This is a genomic window from Hylemonella sp. W303a (genome assembly GCF_046452315.1).
Classification (GTDB): Bacteria; Pseudomonadota; Gammaproteobacteria; order Burkholderiales; family Burkholderiaceae_C; genus Hylemonella.
In genome coordinates this window covers 290,566-309,133 of sequence record NZ_JBKFDG010000007.1, presented here as the reverse complement: position 1 = coordinate 309,133, position 18,568 = coordinate 290,566, and the positions used below count along the sequence as shown (strand labels likewise).

The following is an 18,568-nucleotide window of genomic DNA, read 5'->3' as shown; positions in this document are numbered from 1 at the left end:
GGTTCACCGAGCCGAAGTTCGTCGTGTCGCCCGCGTCATCACCCAGCGTGATCGCGTTGCTCCCCGCGTTGAAACTCGCCAGCCCCGTCACCACCAGGCTCGTGCTCGCCGCGTCCGTGATCGCCCCGCTCGACGTCAGGCTCAGGCTCGTCGCCGTATTCGTCCCCGTCAACACCGTGGCCGAACCCTCTTGGATCGTCACCGCGCCGCCCGTGAAAGTCAGGCTACCGAAGTTGTTCGCGTTGTTCAGTGTGATGGTACCGGTGCCAGCATTGAGGCTGGCGTTGCCACTCACCTGGAACACGCCGCCCTGCGTGATGGCCGTGTTAGCCGTGGTCAACGACAGATTTCCGGTCACTTCCAACGCGTTGATGACCAGCGATCCCGCGTCCACCGTCAAGCCAGTGAGGTCGGTTAATCCACCCACCGTGCCTGAAAAGACAGCCTGCCCAGCGGTGGCGTTCACCGTCAACGCTTGCGCGCCATTCACAGTCGAATCGAATGTGACGTTCCCGCCGCTGCTCGTCAGCGTCGCGTTCCCGCTCAGGGTCACCGCGCTGTTGAAGTCCAGATCACCCGTCGACGTCAGCGTTCCCGACAGGTTGATGCCATTGCTTCCCGTCAGATTCGCGCTGGTGACGCTCCCGCCTGTGAGCGTCAGCAGGCCTGCCAAGCCGTTCGCGGTCAGCGCGCCAGTCGCCAGCGTGCCCAACGTCAAATCATTGGCGTCCGTGATCTGCGTCACGCCACCGGTCAGCCCCACCGTGCCGACAAAGTTGTTGCTGGTGTTGGTCAGCGTGATCGTTTGGCCGGAAGCGCTGATCGTGGTCGTGCCTGTGACGCTCAGCGCACCGCTTTGCCCCACCGCACCCGCGCTCGTCACGTTCAGGGCTCCTCCCACGGTCGTGGTTCCGAAGCTCGTCGTGCCAGCGCTCGTCGTCGTGGTCGTCAGGTTGTCGCTGAACGTGCCGCTCACCACCAGGTTGCCAGCCGCAGCCAGGTTTGCCGCGCCCGTCGTCAATGTCGACACCACCGTCAAGGCGTTCGTGTCGGTCAAGGTCACCGCTCCAGCGCCGGTGATGGTCACCGTCCCGCCGAAGTCATTGCCACTGCTCAGTGTGATGGACCCCGAACCCGCATTGATATTGCTCGTGTTCGTGCCCGTGATCGTCAGCGCGCCGGTTTGCGTCACGGCGCCATTGTTGGTAGTGACATTCAGCGCGCCGCTGATCGTGCCACTGCCGAGGTTCAGATCACCCTCGTTGATCACCGTCAGCGACCCCGTGTTCAGAACCCCCAGCGTAAGCGCGTTGTCATCGGTGATTTGGGTGACTGCACCCGTCAACGCCACCGCGTCCACAAAATCGTTGGCGGAGTTCGTCAAGATGATGTTCGCGCTGCCTGCGTTGATCGTCGACGTGCCCGTCACGCTCAAGGCCCCGCTCTGGCCGACGGCACCCGCGCTGGTCACATTCAGGCTCGCCGCGCTCGTCGTGCCGAAGCTCGTCGTCCCCGTGCCCGTCGTCTCGGTCGTCAAACTGTTGCCAAACACCCCGCTCACCACCAAGTTGGCGCCCGCCGTCAGGTCCGTCGCCCCCGTCGTCGACGTCGACACCACCGTCAGCGCGCCCGTGTCGTTCAGCGTCAGCGCCCCAGCGCTGGTGATCGTCACCGCACCGCCGAAGTTGTTTGCCCCGTCCAGCGCGACCGAGTTCGTCCCCGCCGCCAGCGTCGTCGTGCCCGAGATGCTCAGGTCGCCCGTGTCGGTCACCGCCCCTGCACTGGTCACATCCAGGCTCGTCGCACTCGTCGTGCCGAACTCCGTCGTCCCGGTACCCGTCGTCTCGGTCGTCAAACTGTTGCCGAACACGCCGCTCACCACCAGGTTGCCAACCGCCGTCAGGTTCGCCGCCCCCGTCGTCGACGTCGACACCACCGTCAGCGTGCCCGTATCGTTCAGCGTCAGCGCCCCGGCGCTGGTGACCGTCACCGCACCACCGAAGTTGTTCGCGTTGTTCAGCGTGACCGCGTTCGCACCCGCCACCAGCGTCGTCGTACCTGCAACCGCAAGCGTCTGAGCACCGGTCTGGCTGATGGCCCCCGTCGCGGTCAACGTCAGGTCGCCCCCGCTGGAGACCGTGGTGGTACCCAGCTCCAGCGCACCGGTGTTGTTGATCACGACGTCACCACCACCGCTCTGACTGACCGAGGCCGTCAGCGTCGCGGCCGTGTTGGTGAACTGGATGTCGCCAGACCCCGTATTCGTCGCAACGAAGCTGTCGACCTGGTTCGCCGCGTTCAGGACAATGCCAGCCGCCGCGGTGACGTTCAGTGAAGATGAATCGATCGCCCCGCTTTGGCTGACGGCACCGCCCGAAACGATCGTCAAGTCCACACCCACACTGGATGTTCCGATGAGAGTGACGCCGCCCGCGCCGGCCGTCATGGAGACACTCCCGACCGTCGTGATCCCATGGCCATTCATGGTGATCGCATTGACGGCAACCATGCTGAGGGTGTCCGCAGCACCTTGAGCCGACATGCTCAGGTCACTCAGGAAAATAATGTCGTTGTTCGCAGTCAGGACGACATTTCCCGAGACCGAGGCCAGGGTCGAGGTATTCACCCAATAGTCATCGTTGCCATCCGTCGCGTCGAAAGGAGCGCCAGGGAGCTCAATCTGTCCCCCTCCTGGATGGTTGTCGGAGATGTACAGATTGTCAGGGTCGAGCAGCAGCGAGCCTTGCTGCCCCGCGGAGGCCGAAAGGTCCACATTCCCCGCGAACGCCAGACGCTGCTTGCCAGACACCTCAACGAACCCGCCGTTGCCGCCGCTGGCGCCTCCGCGTGCGCTGATCGACCCGAAATACCGGGTGTCGTCGTCCGCCCACAAGATGACCTTGCCGCCATCGCCTTGCTCGGTCGCGTCGGCCTTGATGTGCACGCCGGAGCCCACATAGACACGTTCCGCATTGGGGATGTCCGGGTTCTTGCCCTGGTAATCGCCCCCGATGAGGATCTCGCCCCCGCCCTGCGCGCCGCTGGCATCCACGACGGCGTTGCCCATCAGAGCGACGCGCTCGCCCAGCACGTGCACCTGACCGCCGGTGCTGGACGCGTCACGGCCCGCCGCGTCCAGCGTGCCCGTGTTGAGCACGGAGCTTTCGCTGCCACCGAAACCGACGAGCCGGATCACGCCACCGGTGTTGTCGATGCGCCCGGCCTGGATCACACCTTCGTTGTTGACCACATGAGCAAACACGTCGCGTGCGACGCGGCCTTCCAGCACCACTTGGCCGCCTTCGGCCCGCAGTTCGCCGCTGTTGAGGATGGCCGTGTCCAGGCCATCGATCTGCTCCCGCAGGGCCTCGTCCACGGCGAACCTCATCAGGCCATCGCCATCGAAATCGAGCGTGATGCGCTCGCCCACGCCCAAATGAATGCGACCCGCGTTGGCGACGATGGTGCCGGAGTTCTCGACGCTGGCGCCGAGCAAGCTCACGCTGCCGCCGGTCGCCGCCTGGATGACACCACGGTTCACGACCCGGCCGCTGGTGCCTGCCTGGCGCTCGAACTTGAGCTGACCCGCCATGAAGTTTTCGGTGGAGAGACCCAAGCCCGATGCCACCAAGGAGCCCACGCTCAGCTGCGCGGTCGAACTGAAGTAAACACCGTTGCCATTGACCAGAATGACATTGCCGTTGGCGTTGATCTGACCGCGAATGACGCTGGCATTCTGGTCCAGGATCTGGTTGAGCACCCAGGCACTGGACGACGGTTGGTAGAAATTGACGCGCTCGTTGGCGTCGACGTTGAAGCTGTCCCACTGCACCGCCAAGCGATGGCTGTTCTGCTGGACTTGGGTGGTGTTGGCATCGGGTTGGCTAATGCTGCCACTGCCGCCCACCACGGTGCCTCCCTTGGGACCGGCATACACCGGCAGGGGCAAGGCTGCGCCACCCAGCGCCAAGGCAGCCGCCAAGGCGATGGGCGTGATGCGGGTCAGCGTGACCCGATCAGAAAAGCCAGGCGAGGTCGAACCAGAACTTGGGTTCTGATTTCGCCGCTGCACTTTGCTCATTGCCGCTCTCATCGGTCAGTGGATAGGCAAGCTGAATGCGTGAACTCAGCTTGTTCGGAATGTTGAAACGCAAGCCCACGCCTGCGTCGGACAACTGGTAATTGTCTTGCGGTTCATTGGCCAGGGGTTGATTCTTCTTGCCCAGCGCGTGGTCGTAAAAAATGGACACTTGAAACAGATCGCGCCAGCGCCAGCCACCGCCAAAACCATTGAAAGGGGCTTGGGTATCTCCGAACCCCGGCGCCTGCAGGATGTATTCCAGCGATAGGAGTCCGCCGGTGTCATACAAGGTGTAGGAGCTGTCAAAGCCACGCAAATGATCGGCGCCGCCGACGGCGTACTGCTCCATCGGCACCAGCAAATCATTGGAATATTGGAACTCGGTTCTGAAAAGAACGGAGGAACTGGCCGTGATGTTCTGCAAGCGCGAGTAAAAGGCCAACACCTTGCTGAAAGCGCCTTCTGCGTAAATATTCTGGTTGGAGGAGGTTCTCTCGCCGCTGAGACGGCTGGGGCGTTGGCCTTGGTCCAAGGAGCGCGCGCTGCTGGTGTCGCCCATTGCGCCCAGCAAGTCATTGAAGCCCTGGCTGAATTCCAGGCCCGCGTAGTTCAAGCCGCTGAAGCGTGTGTCGACCGAGTCGTAGTTCATGCTCAGCTTCAGCACGGTCAACTTGTCTTCGTTGGCGGGAGAACCGAAGCGCTCCGTGGACGAGGTCTTGGAAGCGAGCTCCTGCTGGGTGGAGAAGTTGCCTTCGCGGCTGCGCCGCCACACCTGCTTGACAAAGAGCCCGTACTGATCTGACGAACCGCTGAGCTTCTGATCCGCGAAATCCCCCCCCACGGTGAAATGGTTGTGGCGAGCGAAGCCGCCGCCTTGCCAGAAGCCGTCGTGGATCAGCTGGTACTCCAAGCCACCGAAGAAGTTGTTGGCCGGCTGCGCGCTCTGTTGCAAGGTGAGCGACACCCGGTCCGCGTGGTCGGTCGGGTTATTCCACTGCAATTGCGCGCGCGTGCGGTAGACGCCGGTGGTGTCGCTGCCTTGGTTATCGAGGTGCAGGTTGCCGTTGAAACGTTCCTCGTTGGGAACACGCAGCAGCAGATCTGCCTCGCCCACCCGCTTGCCGGGTTGAAAGGTTCCGAAGACCGCGAGACCGGGATAGTCAGTCAGCGTGAGCAGCGCGGATTCTGCTTCTTGCTGGCTCACGGGCTCGCCCAACAAATCGTGAAAGGGCCGCGCCAGCGCTTGGGTGGAATACGCCTGATTGCCCTCCGCCAGCACTTGCCCCAAGCGGCCCTCGATGACCTGCAAGGTCACAACGCCTTCGTTGATGGTCTGCACGGGCAAAACCACCTTGGCCAGAATGAGCCCGCGCTGCCGGTAGTAGTTGGTCACGCGGTTGGCCACGGCTTCCATTTCACCGATGGTGAAACCCTCGTCCGATTGTTCGCGCAAGGCTTGCTCCAGCAGCGCGCGTGCCTCGTTCAGGACGATCCCGTACCGAGGAAGATCACGGGCATCCTGCAAATCGAATCGAACCACCCGGATACGAGGACCTTCACCCGGCGACAAGGAACGCTCCACCAAGGGCGGGATTTGCAGCAAGCCTCCGGGCGTGGGCGCTGGTGGCATGCGATTGCCAGCGTCGGGGCGCACAGCTCCGGGTTGCAAGGCATCGGGCAGCGGAGTTTGCTGCGCCCTCGCCTCAGCACACATGATCAACCCCGCGCACGCCATCAGCCACATCCTCCGAGCCACCAAGGCGCCGCAGATCCCAAACAGAGTGGCGGGTTTCAGATGCGGCGTAAAGACAGTTTCCCCGTGACGGACGCTGGTTTTTTTTGTCATGGGCACCGGCACAACGGAAAAAGCAAAGCAAGTGGTTATTTACTCAGGCAATATCCTCAGAGTGTAAAAGAGATTTTTTTCTTTACACAGTGGTAAATGGATGCAAGCAGTTGTATCCAGTCACTTGCGGCGCAAGACAACAACAAATTGCACAACTTGGCTTTGTTTCGAGCGGGCCACCCTGGTAACAAGGCTTGCCCGTGTTACGAAGCCATTGTTACAAATTCGTTGGATTGCGCTGCACGCAAACCATGCAGCCGGGGCCAAGCCCCCCGGGCTGCCCGTCGGTCAGGAACAAGGATTGCCAGCGTCAACGCGTGCGGCGCCGGATGAACGGGCAGCAACCGGCACCTCGGAACCTCGCTCCGGCACGCCCGCTGAGTTGAGTTGCGCCACGCGGACCTGCATGCCGTCGCCTCGCATGCGCTGTTGGCCTGCGGTGACCACCACGTCTCCGGCCGCCAGGCCTTGGACCACTTCCACACGGCCCGGCTGACGCAAACCGGTGGTCACTTCGACCCGGCGCACCGACCGCAGGGCGGGATCGCCATCCTGCGCGCCAGCGCCCGCACCACGACCGGGGCCGTCAAGCTTGAACACATATTGCTTGCTGCCTTGGGGCACGATGGCCTCCTCTGGAACGACCAGCGCGTTGTCGCGCGCGCCGAACACGGTAGTGACACGCGCAAACATGCCCGGACGCAGCAGTTGCTTGCGGTTGTCGATGCACCCGCGCACCGCCAGCGAACGGCCATCGGCATCCACCAAGGGATCGATGGCCTGGATCACCGCGGGTATGGATTGCCCTGGTAACGCATCCACGGAAACGAAGGCGCTCTGCCCCGCTCGGACCTTGGATTGCAGACGCTCGGGCAAGCGGAAATCAACGTAGAGCGCTTCGATGTCTTCCAGATTGACGATGTCCGCGCCGTCACGCACGTACTCCCCCAGATCCACCTTGGCGATGCCCACGATGCCATCGAAAGGCGCGTTGATCCGCATGCGGGCCAGGCGCGCGCGCGCCAGCGCTGCTTGGGCTTCGGCCACCTGCAAGCTGGCGCGGCTTTCATCGAGCACGCTGCGCGCGACGAAACTCTGGGACACCAACTCCTCATTGCGCCGCACATTGGCGCGGGCGATGGACAACTGCGCTTCCGCCTGACTCAACTCGGCGCGCGGAAGTTCATCCTCGAGGCGCGCCAGCAACTGGCCGCGCCGCACGCGCACGCCATCACGAAAAGCGATTTCAGCGATGCGCCCGGCCACCTCGGGGCGCAGCATCACACTTTGGCGGGAGCGCAGAGTGCCCACTGCCTGGGCATCGTCCTGGACGCGAGCCAACACCACCGCAGCGGCTTCGACGCTGGGCAAGCCGCCTCCGCCGCCGCCCGGCGCGGGTCGGGTGGACGCTGGCCCCGCACCAGCCGCACTGGCAACGGGGGCCGCCGCGCCGACGCTCGGCACGGGCTGACGGTGCTGGAACCACCACGCGGCACCCGAGGCCACGCCGATGCCCAGGGCCGCTATCACCGGATAAAGAAGTCTGGAAGCCATGCAAATCCATCAGCAAAGAAAGTCGAGTGCGCGCGCTTGCCGAGCACCAGAGCCTGGACGGGGAATCACCGCATCAAGTAAAGGCGGGGCTCTGCGCAAAAGCGGCAAGCATGCCAGAACCATGTAAACCCTGAGTCAAGCCATGGGGCTGCCGCGCCCACGGACCGCCTGCGAAACACAGGCCCTCAACGACGGGCCGTGACCTGCTCCACCCCGCAGTTGGCCAGCGCATCCGCGCGCTCGTTGCCCGGATCGCCATCGTGTCCCTTGACCCAGCGCCACTCAATACGGTGCACCGCGGCCTGACCTGGCGCGCCGTTGACCAGCAGGTCCAGGCGCTGCCACAGATCGACATTCTTGACAGGTTGCTTGCTCGCCGTCTTCCAACCCTTGGCTTTCCACCCCGCCAGCCATTCGGTGATGCCTTTGAGGACGTACTGGCTGTCCGCGTGCAAGACGACATGGCAGGGACGCTTGAGGGCTTCCAGCGCCTGAATCACCGCCATCAATTCCATGCGGTTGTTCGTGGTCGCCGGCTCGCCACCGAAAAGCTCCTTTTCCACGCCTGCGGACCGCAGGAGCACGCCCCAGCCCCCGGGCCCAGGGTTGCCCTTGCAGGCGCCATCGGTGTAGATCTCCACCGGACTCCCCTCGACTCTCACATCCCTGCTTGCTTGTTGTTGCGCGAGGCTCAAACCTGCCATCCTTTCCTTGTTCTTGGGCTTGCCTGGTTCATCATGTCTGCGAAAGCGTGGTGACACTCTCATCTGTCGTATCGGGACTGGCCATGACGGACCCCGAAACCGCCGATTCTCGTCGGTGTGGCACGAGAGAAGCTGGCGCGGCCTGCTGCGCCGCGCTCGCGGCGCGACGCCACCGTGGCTCCAGCAGCCGCACTCCCTGCACTCGTTTAACGGCCACGACGAAGTACACGGCGCCCAACACGGGCCACCAGCGCCCGCCAGCGGAGTCCATCCAGCGCCAACGATGCAGCCAAGACGCACTGCGCAGCAAGGGCCGCCAAAGACCGTGGCGGTCGCCGCCGCCCGCGTCGACCTCCAGATTCAAGAGACGCAACCAGTCGCGCAAGCGCCAGGGACTGATGAACTCCAGGTTCTCCGGCAGAACGGGCTGGCAGCGCTCGGCCAGCCAATGCCAGCCGGCTTCGCGCGTGGTTCGCATCCACCAGGTTTCGCGCCGCTGGCGCCAGCCCCACAAACTCATGGGGTTGAAGCCGCTGATGATCACCTTACCGTTGGGCGCGAGCACACGCGCGACTTCGCGCAGCACCGCATGAGGATCTGGGTGAATGTCGAGGGTGTGGGGCAGGGTCACCAGGTCCAAGCTGCCTTCGGAAAAAGGCAATGCGGCGTAGTCGGTGTGGAGCGTGATCGGCCAAGGCGCGGCATTGGCCGCGAGCGAGCCTATCCCGCAGTGCGCCCGCCAACGGTGGGGCATGCGATTGGAAGCCAGGCTGTCCAGCGCAGGCAGTCCCAATTGCAAGGCGTGGTAGCCGAAAATGTCGGCCACGGCGCGTTCGTACTGCTCCCGCTCCCAGTCGAGCAGATAGTGCCCGGCAGGGGTCTCGCACCAAGACTGCAAATCTATAATTTCGCCGCTCATGACCTTGCGCCATGCCTCCTCAAGATAACCCCACCCTGTGACGCTGCTTCCTCTGCCCGCCCTGACCGACAACTACATTTGGCTGTTGCACGATGAGCAACAGGCCATCGTTGTCGACCCGGCCGAGGCGGCGCCGGTGCTGAACACTCTGCGATCTCGGAGTCTGACGCTGCGGGCGATTCTAGTCACCCATCACCACACAGACCATGTGGGCGGCGTGCCCGAGTTGCGCGCCGCGACGGGCGCGGCCGTGTATGGCCCTGCGGGCGAAGAGATGCCCGAACCCATCACCCGGGTGTGTGAGGGGGATGCGGTGGAAGTCCTCGGACTGCGCTTCGACGTGCTGGACGTGCCCGGACACACCGCGGGTCATATCGCCTGGTATTGCGCCGAGGCCGCCTTGGAAACCCCTTCGCCCCTGCTCTTCTGTGGTGACACCCTGTTTTCGGGCGGCTGCGGACGCATCTTCGAAGGCACGCCCGCGCAGATGCTGGCCTCGCTCGACAAGCTCAACCGCCTTCCTGACACCACCCGCGTGTGCTGCGCGCACGAGTACACCCTGAGCAATCTGCGTTTCGCGCGGGCGGTCGAACCGGCCAACGCGGCGTTGCACCAACACAGCCTCGATTGCGAGGCCCTGCGCGCTCGCGGCGAGCCGACCCTCCCCTCCACGCTCGCGCGCGAGCGCGCCATCAACCCCTTTTTGCGCAGCCGTCATCCTGACGTCGTCCATGCCGTCGCGCGGACTGCCGCGCACGCCATGACTGGCATGCAGCCCGCGGAGGTCGAGACGTTCGCCGCGCTGCGCCAGTGGAAAAACGAATTCCAATGAAACCCTTGTCGCAGCCCACGCCGCAATCCACGCCGACCGATCTGGCCGTTCCGTCTTTCAGCCGCCACCCTGGACGTTGGCGCGTCCTGGCCTGTGCAATCTCGGTCTCACTGGGCTTGAGCGCCTGCGCGCTGACGGATCCACTGGCGCATCACGGCGCAGACGAGCCTGCCATCGCGGCGTCCGCGCCAGAGCCTGCATCCGCTGCGTCTCTGACTGCGGTCGCGGACAAGCAGACGCGCAGCGCGCGCGTGCCGATGTCCGCCCCAGCCACCGAAACACAGGCCGCGTCGATGCCGCTGGCCGCATCGCCAGCGCCTGGCCCCTCGTCCACCAGCGCTTTGCAGCCGATAGCGACTGCATCACTCGACCTCCAGCCCTTGCCCAAGCCATTGACGCCTGCGACGCACTCGGTGGTTGCTTTGGCCACCACGGACGATCTCTGGCAGCGCATCCGCCAAGGCTTCGCCATGCCGGACCTGAACAGTCCCCTCGTGCCGGGCCGCGAGCAGTGGTACGCGGCTCGACCGGACGAGTTCATCGCGATGATTGAGCGATCGCGCATGTACCTCTTCCACATCATCGAGGAGATTGAGCGCCGCGGCTTGCCCACCGAATTGGCGCTGCTGCCTTTCGTCGAAAGCGCCTACAACCCGCTTGCCTATTCCAGCGCGCGCGCGGCCGGCATGTGGCAATTCATTCCGAGCACGGGCCGGGTCTACCAGCTGCGACAGAACGCCTTCCGAGATGACCGGCGCGATGTACTGGCCTCCACCCGTGCCGCCTTGGACTACCTTGAGAAACTGCACGGCATGTTCGGGGACTGGCACCTGGCCCTGGCGGCCTACAACTGGGGGGAAGGCGCGGTCGGCCGTGCGATCGCCAAGAACAAGCGCCTGAAGAAGCCGACCGACTACGTCTCCCTCTATCAGTTGATGCCCAAGGAGACGCGCTACTACGTGCCGAAGTTCCAGGCGATGAAGAACCTGATCGCCGATCCGGCGCGCTTCGCCATTACGCTGCCCGAATTCGGCAACCACCCCTATTTCGACAGCGTCGAAATCACGCGCGACATCGACGTGGACCTCGCCGCGGAGCTGGCTGAGGTGCCACTGGAAGACTTCAAGGCGCTCAACCCCTCCCTGCACCGTCCGGTCATCCTGGCGGCGGGCACGCCGCAGATCCTGCTGCCATGGGACAACGCCATCGTGTTCGAGCAAAACCTGAACGCCTTCCTCGAGCAGCAAAAGGGACAGTTGGCAAGTTGGACCGTCTGGACCGCCCCCAAGACCATGAAGACCACGGAAGTGGCGCAGCGGCTCAAGATCGACGAGAAGACACTGCGCCAGGCCAACGCCATACCCAGCCACATGATCATTCGCGCCGGCTCCACCCTGTTGGTACCGCGCCCCAGCGATCACGAGCACGATGTGACGGAACGCATCGCCGACCATGGTCAACTCAACATCTTCCCGGAGACCGAGCTACGTCGCGTGGTCTACAAGGCTGGCAAACGCGACACGGTGAACATCATCGCGCGCCGCTATGGCATCGCCCCAGCGAAGGTGGCCGAGTGGAACAAGCTGAAGGTGAGCGACAAGTTCGAGCCCGGCCAAACCATCGTGCTCTACCGATGGATGCCCGTGACCTCCACCATCGGCACGCCGGTGCGCAAGGACAGCTGAAGCGCAGGACTGCGCTGCGGACAACGTCGGGTCGCGTCTTCGGCCCGTTCAATGGAAAAAGCGGCCGGGCGTGGAGCGCGGCCGCTTTGCTTTTTGGGTGTGCGATTTCTCTGGCCGAGGCTCCTGCCTCAGGGCCAACCCAGACCTCTCACTTGCCCCGTTGGTGCTCAGGCACTTCCAGTCGCTTGGCCGCCAGCGACAGCAGCAAGGTCATCACCAAGTACAGAGCCGAAATCGCCAGGTAGGGCTCCCAGTAGCGCGAGTAGGCACCCGCGACCGTGCGCGCGGCCAAGGCCAGCTCGGTCAAGCCGATGGCTGAGACCAAGGAAGAGTCCTTGAGCAGCATGATGGCCTCGTTGACCAGCGGCGGCACCATTCGGCGCGCGGCTTGAGGCACGACCACGTAGCGCATGGACTGCGCATGCGTGAACCCCAGGCTATAGGCCGCCTGGGTTTGCCCCTGGTGGATGGACTGGATGCCCGCGCGAAAGATCTCCGAGATGTAGGCCCCGGCGTTGAGCGACAAGGCCACGGCGCCCGAGAAAAAGGCACCCCAGTTCTGACGGAATTCGCTGGCCAAAGGCCCCGCCAGCAGCAGTCCATGCTCCGAATGGACGAGCGTGGGCATGAGGGCAAAGTGCACCAGCAGGATCTGCACGAAGAGGGGGGTGCCGCGGAAGAAGGTGACGTAAGCCACGGCCAGCCATTGCACCGGCTTGAGCGCCCAGCGCGCGAGGGCGGAATTCGGGGGCGGCGCCTTGCGGGAACTGGTGACCAGGCCCGTCAACAAACCGAGCACCAGCCCGACCACGATGGCCACCAGCGTCACCAGAATGGTCGTCTTCAGACCCGAGATAAACAGGGGCGCGTACCCGGCAAGGATGTTCCAGCGCAAATCCATGTCGTATGACTACTTTCTTGTTGAACAGGCTACTGCGCCCATCGACGACTTACCCCGATCGTCCCAAACGCGGACGGCCTGCGTGACACCGTTGCAGGTCACGCAGGCCGTCGCCGTTCGGTTCAGATCAGGTCGGTCCGATCGATACGGCTTTCAGCCGATTACTTCTTGCCGCCGAACCACTGAGCGTGGATCTTGTCGTAAGTGCCATCGGCCTTGATCGCCGCCAGGCCCTTGTTGATCTTTTCCAGCAGCTCGGTGTTGCCCTTGCGCACGGCGATACCGTACTGCTCAGGGGTGAAGCTGTCATCGCTCACGGTCTTGAACTTGAAGTTGGCGTTGTTGTTGACGTAGTTCTCGACCACGCCGTTGTCGGCCACCACGGCTTGCACGCCGCCGGCTTCCAGTTCCTTCAGGGCCAGGGGGGTGGACTCGAAACGCTTGATGTTGGCGCTGTCCTTGCCCAGCAGGCCTTGCACGACGTCGTCACCCGTGGTGCCGGTTTGCACGCCCACCTTCAGAGTCTTGAGGTCAGCGAACTTGCTCACGGTGGACTTTTCAGCCACGGCGATCAGTTGCTTGGCGTCGAAATAGGGGTTGGAGAAATCCATCGTTTGCTTGCGCTCGGCCGTGATGGTGATGGCCGACACCAGCAGGTCACGGTCACCCTGAGCCAGGGTGTTGAAAATGCCTTCCCAAGGCGTGTTGACGAACTTGACTTCCAAGCCTTGATTGGCGGCGATGGCCTTCACCACGTCAATGTCGAAACCAACGATGTTGCCCTGGGCGTCTTGGGATTCGAAGGGTGCGTAGGCAGCGTCGGTGCCCACCACCAACGCCTTGGCGGGGGCAGCTTCTTCCTTCTTGCCGCAGGCGGCCAGGCCGGCAACGGCCAAGCCCGCCAGCACCAGGGCAGCCAGCTTGAGGGTGGATCGTTTGGATTGAGCGGTTTGCATAAAAGTCCTTGTAGGGGGTGAGAAACAAAAAAGAAACCGGAACCGTTATTGTCGCTTGCTTTGAGAGCGCTCCCCCCGCCAGACGCAGCTCCTGCGCTCAGAGGGGCGCGGAGACGCAGGCTGGGCGGGCACCGAGTTCGTTCAGGCGGAGCCCAAAACGCAGCCACAAACACAGTCCGAGGGAGCAATATTCATACCCGCGCCACTCTGGTTCTTGCCAAGCGGCCAGGACCTCGCACACGCTTCAACGCCGGTCCGCCAACGCATGGGCAATCGTGCCCAGATCCACGTACTCCAGCTCACTGCCGATCGGCACGCCCCGCGCCAGCCGCGTCACAGCCACCCCGCGACTTTTCAGGGCCTCGGCGATCACATGGGCAGTGGCTTCCCCCTCCCCCGTGAAATTGGTGGCGATGATGACCTCCCGCACGGTGCCATCGCTGGCACGCGTCAACAGGGCGGGCAATCCAATGTCGTTCGGGCCAATGCCGTCGAGCGGGCTGAGCCGCCCCATCAAAACGTGGTACAGGCCCTTGTAGGCGCCGGTGCGCTCAAGGGCCATTTGATCAGCGGGGGTTTCCACGACGCACAAGCGGCTGGCGTCGCGCGTCGGGTCACTGCACAGCGCGCAGATCTCGGTTTCGCTGAAGGTGTGGCAGCGCGCGCAGTGGCGCAAATGGTCCACCGCCTGCCGCAGGGCGCCAGCCAGCAACTGCGCGCCCTCACGGTCATGCTGCAGCAGGTGGAAGGCCATGCGCTGCGCTGAACGCTGCCCCACACCAGGCAAGCGACGCAGGGCATGGATCAGCGCGTCGAGGGAATGGGGATCGGACACGCGTTGAACAGGTCAGTGCATCAGAAGGTTGGAAAGTCAGAAGGGAAACTTCAGACCGCCGGGCAGGCCGGGCATGCCCGCCGTCAGCTTGCCCATCTTTTCTTGCGAGGTTTCCTCGACCTTGCGCACGGCAGCGTTGAAAGCGGCGGCCACCAGGTCTTCCAGCATGTCCTTGTCATCGGCGAGCAGGCTGGGGTCGATGACCACGCGCTTGACGTCATGCTTGCCCGTCATCGTGACCTTGACCAGACCCGCGCCGGACTCACCGGTGACTTCCATCAGCGCGATTTCGTCCTGCGCCTTTTTGAGGTTGTCCTGCATGGCTTGGGCCTGCTTCATGAGACCGGCGAGTTGTCCTTTGTTGAACATGCTTTTCCTTTTCAGATGAGTGAGTCGAAGCGAGGGCTGAGCCCGCAGCGCCGAAGCGGCACGGGCTCAGGCGTCCACGGCCTTGATGCTGCCGGGCACGATTTTCGCGCCAAAGTCCCGCATCATCGCCTGCACGAAGGGGTTTTCGTGGATCAGCTGCTCGGCGGCCTGCTGCCGCTCGGCCGCGGCCGCGGCGTTGCGCTTGGCCGGGCTGTCGCTCACGCGCCCGATTTCCACGGTCAGCGTCACGGCATGACCCGCCGCCTGCAAGGCAGATTGCAAACGCTCTCGGCTGCTGCCCGAGTTCAGCGATTCACGCTCCACGCGCAGCAGCCAATGCTGGGTATTCTCGCTGGAGTCGCGTGCGACCAATTGAGATTGCAGGGCCAGTTCACGCACCAGCGCCGTCACGGCCTCGGTGGCGACGAGTTCGCGCACCAAGCCATGCCAGAAATCACCCTCCTCGGTCGGCACCAAGGGCGTGCCCGTGGCCCCCGGCGTCGGCGCATCCAAGCGCGCCTCGGGCGCGGAGCGCACGGGCAAAGGCATGGGTTCGACCGGCGCCTGCGAGACCGCCGGCATCGGACGCGCGATCTGCGCCGGAGCCGGACGCACCGCGTCCACCACAGGCAGGCGTTGACCGGGTCGAGGTGCGGAAGGTGCCGTGGTGGCCACCGGGGCAGACGCGGGAGCGGGAGGCATGGCGGCCTGAGGCACGGCGGTCCGAACGACAGTTTGCGAAGCCGGACTGAACGGCGCCGGCGGGATCACTGGCGCAGGCCGGGGACTCGTGGCAGACGCGGGCACCGCCGCAACGGGCACGCGCGAACGACTTTCGGCGTGGGCTTCAGCCGAAGCTAGAGTTTTTTTTTCCTGCGTGGCGCTGGCGCCGGAACCTGCAATGGCGCCGACCGACGCCCCTGGCTTGAAAGCCAACAGCCGCAGCAGCACCATGGTGAGGCCCGCGTATTCGTCGGGGGCCAAGCCCAACTCGGCGCGGCCATGCAGGCAAATGCTATAGAGCAGCTGCGTCTCATCGGGCGGCAGAACTGCAGCCAAGCGAGCAATCTCCGCAGCGTCTGGATCGGCCAGGTCGGCGGCATCCGCCTGGCGAGCGCCCCCTGTCGCCTGGTTGACCGCCATGCGCTGCAGCACCGCGCTCATCTCTTCCAGGGTCGCGGAGGCGGACAGGCCATGCATGCGCAAGGCCTCCGAAGTTTCGACCACGGTCAGCCCATCGCCCCGCGCCAGGGCGTCGATCAGGCGCAGCACATGGCCGCGGTCCGCGCTGCCCAGCATCTGACGCACGGAGGCCTCTTCCAAACGGCCGCCGCCAAAAGCGATGGCCTGATCGGTCAGGCTGAGGGCGTCGCGCATGGAACCTCGCGCCGCGCGCGCCAGCAGGCGCAGGGCGCCCGTCTCGGCCGCCACGTTCTCGGCAGCCAGCACGCGGGTCAGGTGCTCCAGCACCGTTTCCGGTGCCATGGGACGCAGGTTGAACTGCAGGCAGCGCGACAGCACCGTGACCGGCACTTTCTGCGGATCGGTCGTGGCCAGCACGAACTTGAGGTACTCGGGCGGCTCTTCCAGGGTCTTCAACATGGCGTTGAAGGCCGTGTTGGTCAGCATGTGGACTTCGTCGATCATGAAGACCTTGAAGCGTCCCTGCACTGGCTTGTAGACCGCCTGCTCCAGCAGGGCCTGCACTTCATCCACACCCCGGTTGGAGGCCGCGTCCAACTCGGTGTAATCGACGAAACGGCCGGCGTCGATGTCCAGGCAAGCCGGGCAGGACCCGCAGGGCTGGGCCGTGATGCCGCCCTGCCCGTCCGGACCAATGCAATTCAGCGACTTGGCCAGCACCCGCGAGACCGTCGTCTTGCCCACGCCACGGGTGCCCGTGAAAAGGTAGGCATGGTGCAGACGCTGCTGCGTCAGCGCATTCGCCAAGGCCTGCACCACATGCTCCTGGCCCACCATTTCGGAAAAGCTCCGGGGACGGTATTTACGGGCAAGCACGAGGTAGGACATGGGCACGGATTCTATGTGGTGCCCGCCAACGTCCCGCGGAACCCGACTCGACCCTAAAAATCCTCTCAATATGAATCAGTCAATCCATAAAAACCCTAAAAAATCATCTGGAATGCCAACTTGTTAACCTCGAGACTTGTAACAATGCCACCCGCTTCGCTGACCCTGCCGGGCGGGCCCACTCCCATGAAGAATCACCGCATCGGCACCCGCCTTGCCGCAGGCTTCGGCTTGCTCATCCTTTTTTCCCTGATCATGCTGATCAGCGGCATCTACCAGCTGCGCCACACCGCCGAGGCCACGCGCCAGATGATGCAAGAGCCCCTGCAAAAGGAACGCCTGGTGACAGACTGGTACGCCGGCATCAGCGCCAGCGTGCAACGCGCCACGGCGGTCGCACGCAGCAGCGACAACGCCCTGACCGAACTGTTCGCCGCAGCCAACGCCGCCTCCAGCAAGGAAGTCAGCGAACGCCAGGCGCAATTCGCCAAGCTGATTTCCAACCCACAAGAGAAGGCGCTGTTCGACAAAGTCATCGAACACCGGCAGGCCTACATCAAGGCACGTGACGCCATCATCGCGGCCAAGACGGCCGGTCAACTGGGCGAAGCACAGCGACTGTTTGAGCAGACTTTTCTGCCCGCTTCTCGGGATTACCTGGGTGGCCTGCAAAGCCTGCGCGATCACCAGCGCGCCAGCATTGATCGTGTGGGCAAGGAGATCGACGTCAGCGCGGCGCGCGGCTACGCCCTGCTCGGCGGGATCGGCCTGGCCATCGCGCTGACGGGCGCGCTGATTGCATGGTCGTTGACGCGCAGCATCGTCCAACCCTTGACGCAGGCCGTTCAGGCGGCGCGAGCGGTGGCCGATGGCGACCTGACGCGCGAATTGCGCGCCGAGGGGCGGGACGAAGCCGCGCAACTGCTGCACGCGCTGCGCGACATGACCCAGCGCCTGCGCGGCATCGTCGGAGACGTGATGCAAGGCTCGCAAGCGATCGCCAGCTCCGCCACGCAGATGTCGGCGGGCAATCTGGACCTCTCCAGCCGCACCGAAGAACAAGCCAGCTCCTTGCAGCAAACGGCGGCCTCCATGGAAGAGATCACCTCCACCGTGCGCCACAACGCGGACAACGCCCGCCAAGCCAACCAGCTGGCCCAAGAAACCTCCACGCAAGCCGCGCTCAGCGGTCAAGTGGCCAACCAGGTGGTGGCAACGATGGGCGGCATCCACGACGCTTCGCGGCGCATCGTGGACATCATTGGCGTGATCGACGGCATCGCCTTCCAGACCAACATCCTGGCCCTGAACGCGGCAGTGGAAGCCGCACGCGCGGGCGAACAAGGTCGGGGCTTCGCCGTGGTGGCCAGCGAGGTGCGCAGCCTGGCCCAACGGTCGGCGGAAGCGGCCAAGGAAATCAAGGGCCTGATCGGCGACACGGTCAACAAGGTGGACGCGGGCACGCAACTCGTGGAGCAGGCCGGCGCCTCCATCCGCGACGTCGTGAGCAGCGTGCAACGCGTGCGCGACATCGTGGCCGAGATCAGCGCGGCCACACAGGAGCAAACCGCGGGCTTGGAGCTGGTCAACCAGGCCATGGCCCAGATGGACCTGGTCACGCAGCAAAATGCCGCACTGGTGGAAGAGTCCACCGCCGCGACCCAATCGCTGGAATCCCAGGCGAGTCAGCTTGCGCGCACCGTCAGCGTCTTTCGCGTCGGCGCGACAGCCTCTGCCGTGACCACCCCTTCACGTCGGGTTGCGGCGCACTACCCGGCCATCGCTCGCCCGGCCGCCGCCTGAGCAGGAAAGTAGGGACATCGGCACACAGCCCATCCCCCGCAGCCGCTACAAT

The 18,568-nt window shown here is 64.2% G+C and carries 13 protein-coding genes; 3 read left to right on the top strand and 10 right to left on the bottom strand.

Annotated elements, in window-relative coordinates:
* From ACLBKS_RS14790 to ACLBKS_RS14770, 5 genes are all read right to left on the bottom strand, one after another.
* Positions 1–4,081 (bottom strand): beta strand repeat-containing protein (locus tag ACLBKS_RS14790; RefSeq protein WP_410193569.1); only part of this gene is annotated, 4,081 nt, incomplete at its 3' end.
* Positions 4,017–5,750 carry a ShlB/FhaC/HecB family hemolysin secretion/activation protein gene (locus ACLBKS_RS14785; RefSeq protein ID WP_410193568.1) on the bottom strand — a complete coding sequence of 578 codons (1,734 nt, stop codon included), beginning with the start codon at positions 5,748–5,750 and terminating at the stop codon, positions 4,017–4,019. The genes ACLBKS_RS14790 and ACLBKS_RS14785, both read right to left, overlap by 65 nt.
* Before the next feature lie 465 nt (positions 5,751–6,215).
* On the bottom strand, positions 6,216–7,481 hold the full coding sequence (locus ACLBKS_RS14780) for an efflux RND transporter periplasmic adaptor subunit (protein WP_410193567.1): 1,266 nt from the start codon (positions 7,479–7,481) through the stop codon (positions 6,216–6,218).
* Positions 7,482–7,666: 185 nt separating this feature from the next.
* Positions 7,667–8,185, bottom strand: a complete 519-nt coding sequence (rnhA, locus tag ACLBKS_RS14775; RefSeq protein ID WP_410193566.1) for a ribonuclease HI — start codon at positions 8,183–8,185, stop codon at positions 7,667–7,669.
* 31 nt (positions 8,186–8,216) lie between these two features.
* Positions 8,217–9,104, bottom strand: a complete 888-nt coding sequence (locus tag ACLBKS_RS14770) for a class I SAM-dependent methyltransferase (protein ID WP_410193565.1) — start codon at positions 9,102–9,104, stop codon at positions 8,217–8,219.
* A 37-nt stretch (positions 9,105–9,141) separates the two neighbouring features.
* Between ACLBKS_RS14770 and gloB the strand changes: the two genes are divergently transcribed.
* The gene (gloB, locus tag ACLBKS_RS14765) at positions 9,142–9,936 is read left to right on the top strand and encodes a hydroxyacylglutathione hydrolase (protein ID WP_410193564.1); all 795 of its coding nucleotides are present in this window, start codon (positions 9,142–9,144) and stop codon (positions 9,934–9,936) included.
* On the top strand, positions 9,933–11,621 hold the full coding sequence (locus tag ACLBKS_RS14760) for a transglycosylase SLT domain-containing protein (RefSeq protein WP_410193563.1): 1,689 nt from the start codon (positions 9,933–9,935) through the stop codon (positions 11,619–11,621). Before gloB ends, ACLBKS_RS14760 begins: the two co-directional genes overlap by 4 nt.
* A 148-nt stretch (positions 11,622–11,769) precedes the next feature.
* Here ACLBKS_RS14760 and ACLBKS_RS14755 read toward each other — a convergent pair whose 3' ends face one another.
* The 5 genes from ACLBKS_RS14755 to dnaX form a co-directional block, all read right to left on the bottom strand.
* The gene (locus tag ACLBKS_RS14755; RefSeq protein WP_410193562.1) at positions 11,770–12,522 is read right to left on the bottom strand and encodes an amino acid ABC transporter permease; all 753 of its coding nucleotides are present in this window, start codon (positions 12,520–12,522) and stop codon (positions 11,770–11,772) included.
* Positions 12,523–12,683: 161 nt separating this feature from the next.
* A complete protein-coding gene (locus ACLBKS_RS14750) occupies positions 12,684–13,478 on the bottom strand; it encodes a basic amino acid ABC transporter substrate-binding protein (RefSeq protein ID WP_410193561.1) in 795 nt (264 codons plus the stop codon).
* Positions 13,479–13,722: 244 nt separating this feature from the next.
* Positions 13,723–14,313 carry a recombination mediator RecR gene (gene recR, locus ACLBKS_RS14745; RefSeq protein WP_410193560.1) on the bottom strand — a complete coding sequence of 197 codons (591 nt, stop codon included), beginning with the start codon at positions 14,311–14,313 and terminating at the stop codon, positions 13,723–13,725.
* 36 nt (positions 14,314–14,349) lie between these two features.
* A complete protein-coding gene (locus tag ACLBKS_RS14740) occupies positions 14,350–14,682 on the bottom strand; it encodes a YbaB/EbfC family nucleoid-associated protein (RefSeq protein ID WP_410193559.1) in 333 nt (110 codons plus the stop codon).
* A 66-nt stretch (positions 14,683–14,748) separates the two neighbouring features.
* Positions 14,749–16,713, bottom strand: coding sequence for a DNA polymerase III subunit gamma/tau (gene dnaX, locus ACLBKS_RS14735; protein ID WP_410193558.1), 1,965 nt, complete (start codon positions 16,711–16,713; stop codon positions 14,749–14,751).
* Positions 16,714–16,899: 186 nt separating this feature from the next.
* Here dnaX and ACLBKS_RS14730 point away from each other — a divergent pair, with 186 nt between their 5' ends.
* Entirely contained in the window at positions 16,900–18,516 is a 1,617-nt protein-coding gene (locus tag ACLBKS_RS14730) for a methyl-accepting chemotaxis protein (RefSeq protein ID WP_410193557.1), read from the top strand.
* Positions 18,517–18,568 lie beyond the last annotated feature (52 nt).

Coding starts and splice junctions, on each gene's coding strand:
- rnhA (WP_410193566.1), bottom strand. CDS start 8,185: ATGGCAGGTTTGAGCCTCGCGCAACAACAAGCAAGCAGGGATGTGAGA.
- ACLBKS_RS14770 (WP_410193565.1), bottom strand. CDS start 9,104: ATGAGCGGCGAAATTATAGATTTGCAGTCTTGGTGCGAGACCCCTGCC.
- ACLBKS_RS14780 (WP_410193567.1), bottom strand. CDS start 7,481: ATGGCTTCCAGACTTCTTTATCCGGTGATAGCGGCCCTGGGCATCGGC.
- ACLBKS_RS14760 (WP_410193563.1), top strand. CDS start 9,933: ATGAAACCCTTGTCGCAGCCCACGCCGCAATCCACGCCGACCGATCTG.
- dnaX (WP_410193558.1), bottom strand. CDS start 16,713: ATGTCCTACCTCGTGCTTGCCCGTAAATACCGTCCCCGGAGCTTTTCC.
- ACLBKS_RS14750 (WP_410193561.1), bottom strand. CDS start 13,478: ATGCAAACCGCTCAATCCAAACGATCCACCCTCAAGCTGGCTGCCCTG.
- ACLBKS_RS14755 (WP_410193562.1), bottom strand. CDS start 12,522: ATGGATTTGCGCTGGAACATCCTTGCCGGGTACGCGCCCCTGTTTATC.
- ACLBKS_RS14730 (WP_410193557.1), top strand. CDS start 16,900: ATGAAGAATCACCGCATCGGCACCCGCCTTGCCGCAGGCTTCGGCTTG.
- ACLBKS_RS14740 (WP_410193559.1), bottom strand. CDS start 14,682: ATGTTCAACAAAGGACAACTCGCCGGTCTCATGAAGCAGGCCCAAGCC.